We start from the raw sequence: 5,918 nt of genomic DNA, 5'->3' as shown, positions 1-5,918 counted from the left end.
TCCCCGAATACTGTTTAAGTCCCCGCCGCCAGAGCCAACGGTTCACCACCCAAAAAACTACCGCCCAGCCCGCCATGACCAAGAGTCCCCGGCCCAAGTCCACGGGCAACCCGACCAATAGACTCGCCGGGAAATGAACTAGATAGGGAAACGGAGTCCAAAGCGCAATCTCTCGGATCAGAGGCGGGAACACCTGCAAGGGAGCCACCAACCCTGACAAAAATAAATACAACAATAACCAAAACTCCTCAATCGCACTCGCTCGCTCCGTCCAAAACGCGAGCAACGCAAATGTATACTGCATCAGAAACCGCAGCGCAAACGTCGCCACTGCCACCAGACTAAAACTCAAAAAACCCTGCCAACTCGGGACCCACCAAGACTCGGGATAAAGCAGAAAGAAAAACCCCACCAAGCCCAAGGCGAAGGGCAAGCGAGCAAAACGTTCCGAGACATGGGCCGCCACATGCCGCCATACCGGGTCAATCGGCTGTAATAAGCGCGACGAAAGCTTCCCCTCCACCACCTCGCGCTCAAAATCCCAGACTACCCAGACCACCGTGAACTGCCGCACCATAAAAACACTAATAAAGTAACGGGCAAAGTCCAAGGGTCCCAACCCAAACTTCCCCCCCTGCGCCGCCTCTGTCCAGACTCCCAACAGGATAAATGGCATACTGCCCGACAAGGCCCACAACAACAACTCCGCCCGGTACTCGACCATGTAGGCGTAATAGACCGACAGTAAGGCCTGAGCTTGACGTAGCATCACACCACCTGCCCACGGGTAAATAACTCCCCGATAATCTCCTCAATCGGCGGGTCCGTCACCGTCAAATCCACCACCTGCAACCCCGACAACAACTGAGATACCACCGTGGTTAGCTTTTCACGGGGAACCAAGAAGCGCACCACCCGGCCCTCTATTCCCTTGACCGTACCGAACTTAGCTAACATCGCCGGGTCTTCCAGTCGAGCCAACTCCAACTTCACCTCCCGACAGGGCGAGAACCGTTCTAGAAGTCCATCCAGGCTCCCGTCATAAATTAAAGTTCCTTGGTGGATGAGCAACACCCGGTCACAGAGAGCCGTGATATCCGCCATGTAATGACTAGTCAAGAGCACCGTAGCTTGATACCGACGGTTATATTCCAACAGGAAATCCCGGACGGCGACTTGAGCATTCACATCCAGTCCCAGGGTCGGCTCATCCAAAAACAACACACGGGGTCGATGCAACAGAGCCGCCAACAGTTCAACTTTCATCCGCTCGCCCAGGGAGAGCTTACGGACGGGCTGGGTCAGTTTGTCCTGTAAAGTCAACATCTCGGTCAACTCCCCGACCCGTTTGCGGTATTCATCTTCAGCAATCCCGTAGACCGCTGCATTGATTTTGAGAGAATCCAGGGCGGGTAGGTCCCAGAGCAGTTGTTGCTTCTGGCCCATGACAAGGGTGATCTGTTGCAAAAAAGCCCGCTCTCGCTGGAAAGGCTCAAACCCCGCCACCCGGACCCGGCCTGTGGACGGATAGATTAACCCCGTGAGCATCTTGAGTGTCGTCGTCTTCCCCGCCCCATTGGGACCCAAAAATCCCACCATCTCCCCCGGCTCAATCGTGAAAGAAACGTCCCTGACCGCTTCCACCATCCGGTACGTCCGCCGCACGAAGTGGCGCAACGTTCCCATTAACCCCGGTTCCTTAACCGCCACGGGATAGGTCTTGCCGAGCTTCTGGACCTCAATCATTGGTGTACGCATAGGTCCAGGCTAGCGGACATGATTGGGCGGTGCCATGAGTATGTAGCTGAGGATGTGGCGAGAACATCTACCATGTTTCGGCCTCGGGGTAGGAACCGTTGTTGCGTCCGTAGGAACCATTTTTCAGGAGTAGCTGAATTCGTGAAAGTGGTATTTAGCGCGTAGGCGGAGGGCTTTATCCATTCTGAATCTGGTGTACTTGTTTTCGCCTGGGGTGGAACTACAGCGTGGGGGCCAGGAGTAGAGCGTTGAGGAAGATGCCGTTGGTGGTGCGCCAGAGGGAGCGGTAGTTGGGCGGGGTGGCGAAGAGGATGACGTGGCCCTGTCCGGTGGGTTCATCAATTACATAGCTAGTCTCAGTTAGCAGTCGGGTGGTGTTGTTGGGCCAAGTGAAACCCGCGATGACGGGGACTGTTTTGGCGAAACGGACGACATTTGCGCCTTCTTTTGAGGGGAGGAAGAAACGGTCCCCATGGACCAGCACGGCTAGGCTGTCGCTGGGGTAGCCATAGCCCAGGAAGTGGTCGCGGTCCAGTCGGGCACGGAGGGCGGCTCCGGGCACAGAGAGAGGTTTTTGGTCAGGTTTGCCGGGTTTTTCGTCCTCCGGCTCGCCGACGAGCCGAGCCGTGGTCAAGTTAACTTCTTTGAGGGTACAGAAGACCGCACCCCCGCCCTGGGCAATCAGGGTCCCGCCGTCTTGGACCCAGGTTTTGAGTTTCTCGATCCCGCCCTTACCCAGGACCGCCGCATAACCCTCGGGATCGCCATCGGGGAGGATGACCACGTTGAAGCGGCGGAGGTCGGCGCGGCGGAGGGCACGGAGGCTGAGCGGGGTGAATTTTTGTCTGTACTCCTGCTCCAGGGTGTACCAAATCGCGCCGTAGTCCGTGGGTGCGGTGTCCTCATCCCAAACCACAGCAATCCGGGGGGCAGTCAGGCTCAGGACATTCTCAGAACCGATGCCCGTATCACCCGTCTCGGCGTAGGCGGAGTTGATGGCATAGACCATCGTTGCGGTGGTCTGGGCCAGGGTGGCGATGCGCTCATGGAGCGAGTCGGGGTTGCGGATGACACGGACGAGGAGGGTCCCGCTGGGCCAGTTGCGGCCTCCGGCGTTGAGGGTCCGGGTGGTGACGGCTACTTTGAAGTCTTCGGTGAGAAGTTGGAGGGCGAGTCGGGCAGCACCAGTACTGCCCTGGGGGATGAGGTAGGCAGTCACTGCTCGTCCGCCCTGAATACCCCCCCGCAATAAAGGTGCACCAGTTAGCGTTTCGCCCGTGAGTTGGACGGGGAGTGTATTGGGAATCGTCTCATCCTCTGTCCAGTAGCTCTCGACGCCCTGGGCTAAGGGCAGAGACCAACTAGTGATGTCGTAAAACTCATAGTCCTCCTTGGCGACTTTATTACCCCGTCGTTCGTTGCGGAGACGGCGTTCGAGTTCCCGTTGGACAAAGCCGGGGTCCAGTCCGCTGTCGGGTTCGAGGTGGGCCTTGGCAAGGCGTTTCTGGGGTTGCGCGAGATTGACGATGTAGGCCCCGGCGGGAAAGTCGCGGGACTTGACTGCCCCGTCGAAATAGTCGTGGGCCCGGTTACTTTTGAAATTTGCCCCGGCAACCCGGACTTCAATGCCTTTACGGAGCAGGTTCTTGACGAGTTGGATCGTGCGGTCGGGGTCGGGAGCGGGGAGCAAGATGATTTGGCGCATCGGTCCCGTGCGGCCTTCCTCTAGACCCGTTTTGAAGAACTGGTAATAATCTTTGAGACGGGCCTCCCGGTTCGCGCTGGCAGTCTGGAGGGTGGCGAGGGCCGCGACATAGTGTTTGGCGATCCCCTGGCGGAAAGTGAGGATGGTGTCGTCGTCTTGTTTGAGGTTGAGGGAGCGCGGTCCGCCGCCGTCGGTTTCGTAGGTCATCCCTGTCGCCCCATTGAGAGAGGACCAACTGTCCATGTAGCCCGCATAATAAAGGTCAAAAATATGACGCACATAATAATTCCAGCCATACCGGTCAAAGGCGGCGGCGTTCCCTTTACCAAACTTCTCATACCAAGTTTTGCTCGTGGTCAGGGGTAAGTTACGGTTAATCGGGTCGGCTACCGGCGGAAAAAAGTAGGTCGAGACCTGCCCGTGGAAGTCCGCAAAGACTTGGGGATGCCAACGCAACACGGCTTGGGCCACGGCTTGACTCTCGGGTTGGGTGAGGGCGAGCATGTCGCGGTTGAGGTCGAAACGGTAGTGGTTGAGCCGTCCGTAGATCTGGTAGGGTTCGTTGTGTTCCAGACTGAACCGCTCCGGGTCACCCACGGCGACGGAGTTTTCCCAGACGGCAAAGCGTTCATGTCCGTCGGGGTTGTGCATCGTGTTGACGACGATCACGGTGTTTTTGAGAATGTCAAGGATGGCGGGGTCGGTGCTGGCGGCGAGGTGGTAGACGACCTGCTGGACGGTCTCATAGCTGGCGGACTCGTTACCGTGGATGCCGAAGTTGAGCCAGACCACGGTGGGTGTGGTGCGGGCTAGGTCAGCGGCGGCGGTGGGGCTGGTGCGGCGGGGGTCGGCGAGTCGGGCCAAGTTTTCTTGGATCTGGGGGAGTCGTGCCAGATTTTCGGGGGCGGAGATGACGGCTAGGTAGAGTTTACGGTATTCCCAGGTCTGGCCTAGCTCCAGCAGCCGGACGCGATCCGGGGCCGTGGTGGTAATCTGTTCGAGGACACGCTGGATCTGACCATGGGGGGTCTGGAAAGTCCCCGGCTCGTAACCCGTGACCACACTGGGCCGGGGCACCTGCGCTCGGTAGGGACCCTGCTGATAAAAATCAAAACTCTCCTCCGCCAACAAGGGGAGCGGGAGGAGGCTCAAACTCAGCAGCAGTGGGGCGAACAGACGCATTTAGGGAATCCGCAATCGTATCCCCCAGAATAGGACCAATTTTGGGGTTAGAGCGCAACTAAAATCATGAACTGACCCAGGGGTGGACATCTGGACTAGAGTAAAACAGGGAATCAAATTACCACCGTGACCGCAACTCTGGCCCTGAATTATTACGACTTGCTCCATGTCCCGACGACGGCACAGACCCAGCAGGTCAAACAGGCGTGGGCGGACCGTCAACAGCAGCAGGTCCGGGTGGAATTTTTGCCCGCTGTCCTCCAAGCTCGCCAGCAACTCCTCCAGGAAGCCCACGATACCTTGGTGGACCCCGACCTCCGCGCCAACTACGACGAAGGACTCCAGCAGGGACCGCCCGCCCTCACCCTGAGTGGGAGTGCGCTGATCGCGGGTTTGTTATTCCTCTTGGAGGCAGGGGAGAGCCAGCGGGTATTGACCTATGCCCCCCAAATCCAAGACACCGCCGAGGGGGGGTTGGTGTTGGCCTTGGCCCACCGGGATACCGCCGCTGAGTTATTGCAACAGGGACGAATTAGGGCGGGAGTTGCCGTCCTCCAGCAGGCCAGAGAACTCGCCAGCCAACGCCGTTATGGGGGGCTAGAGCGCGAATTACAGGATAAATTCCGGCAAGTCAGGCCACGTTGGGTGATGGAGCAGTTGCAGCAGGGCGACGACCGCGCCGCTGCTCTCGCCCAGTTCGCCGAGATGCTCCAGGAACGCAAGGGCATTGAGGGGGACGGGCAGGACGGCTCCAATCTGAACCGTGACCAGCTTTTTCAATACATCCAGGACCTACTTCCCCTGCTGGATGCTCAGGAGCAACAACAACTTTTTAGCCAGGAAGCGGAACGCCCCTCAGTGGGGGCAGCCTACCTCGTCTCTCAGGTCCTCATCGCCCAGGGCTTGGCCTTGGGGCAGCCCGCGCTGGTCCGGCAGGCTCGGGGCTATCTGATCCGGTTGGCGCAACGGCGGGATGTGTCCTTGGAGTTGGCGGTTTGTGCCCTGTTGTTGGGGCAGGTGGAGGCAGCAGAGCAAGCCCTGCGGCGGAGTTCCGATAGCTCGGCTCTGGCCTCGATCCAGCGGCTCTCCAGTGATAGCCCGGACCTGTTGCCTGGTCTGTGTCAATATGCGGAAGACTGGATTACCCAACAGCTTTTTTCCCAGACCCGCGACCTCAAAGATAAACCCGTCACGCTCCACGAATATTTCGCCCAGTCTCAGGTCCAACAGAGCCTCGAAGAACCCGAACCGCCGCCTTCAGAACCCAAACCCC

The 5,918-nt window shown here is 58.6% G+C and carries 3 protein-coding genes and 1 pseudogene; 1 reads left to right on the top strand and 3 read right to left on the bottom strand.

What is annotated here, in order from left to right; all coding sequences use genetic code 11:
• The 3 genes from HFM78_RS09665 to HFM78_RS09655 all read right to left on the bottom strand — a co-directional run.
• On the bottom strand, positions 1-769 hold a 769-nt coding region (locus HFM78_RS09665; RefSeq protein ID WP_287129236.1), incomplete at its 3' end, for an ABC-2 family transporter protein.
• Positions 769-1,758, bottom strand: a complete 990-nt coding sequence (locus HFM78_RS09660; protein WP_287129235.1) for an ATP-binding cassette domain-containing protein — start codon at positions 1,756-1,758, stop codon at positions 769-771. The genes HFM78_RS09665 and HFM78_RS09660, both read right to left, overlap by 1 nt.
• 220 nt (positions 1,759-1,978) lie before the next feature.
• Positions 1,979-4,645: a M14 family zinc carboxypeptidase gene (locus HFM78_RS09655; protein ID WP_287129234.1), complete on the bottom strand. Its 2,667-nt coding sequence runs from the start codon at positions 4,643-4,645 to the stop codon at positions 1,979-1,981.
• Between the two features lie 126 nt (positions 4,646-4,771).
• Here HFM78_RS09655 and HFM78_RS09650 point away from each other — a divergent pair.
• Positions 4,772-5,918: pseudogene (locus HFM78_RS09650) on the top strand (hypothetical protein); the annotation flags it as partial.

The sequence above is a fragment of the Candidatus Cyanaurora vandensis genome (assembly GCF_013285555.1).
GTDB classification, from domain to species: Bacteria; Cyanobacteriota; Cyanobacteriia; order Gloeobacterales; family Anthocerotibacteraceae; genus Cyanaurora; species Cyanaurora vandensis.
The sequence above is the reverse complement of the archived record's forward strand: the minus strand, read 5'-3'. Positions and strand labels throughout refer to the sequence as shown.

Excerpts from the sequence above, each read along its gene's own strand:
- HFM78_RS09655 (WP_287129234.1), bottom strand. The coding sequence starts at position 4,645 with ATGCGTCTGTTCGCCCCACTGCTGCTGAGTTTGAGCCTCCTCCCGCTC.
- HFM78_RS09660 (WP_287129235.1), bottom strand. The coding sequence starts at position 1,758 with ATGCGTACACCAATGATTGAGGTCCAGAAGCTCGGCAAGACCTATCCC.